This is a genomic window from Bradyrhizobium sp. sGM-13, from assembly GCF_018398875.1.
Classification (GTDB): domain Bacteria; phylum Pseudomonadota; class Alphaproteobacteria; order Rhizobiales; family Xanthobacteraceae; genus Bradyrhizobium.
Map to the genome: position 1 here is coordinate 1 of NZ_JAGWDK010000414.1, position 242 is coordinate 242.

A 242-nucleotide genomic window follows, 5' to 3' on the forward strand; every position below is an offset into this window, starting at 1 on the left:
TATGATTCTTGAGCGCGTTGAAATTGTGGGTTTTCGCGGTATCAACCGTTTGTCGTTGATGCTGGAACAAAACAACGTCCTGATTGGGGAGAACGCGTGGGGTAAATCCAGCTTGCTGGACGCCTTAACTCTGCTGCTATCGCCAGAATCAGATCTCTACCATTTTGAGCGCGACGATTTCTGGTTCCCGCCGGGAGATATCAACGGGCGAGAACATCATCTGCATATTATTTTGACCTTCC

General features: G+C 48.8%; 1 protein-coding gene. It reads left to right on the top strand.

The features are described from left to right. Positions 1 to 242 (top strand): DUF2813 domain-containing protein (locus KJQ96_RS39485; protein ID WP_213291272.1); only part of this gene is annotated, 242 nt, incomplete at both ends.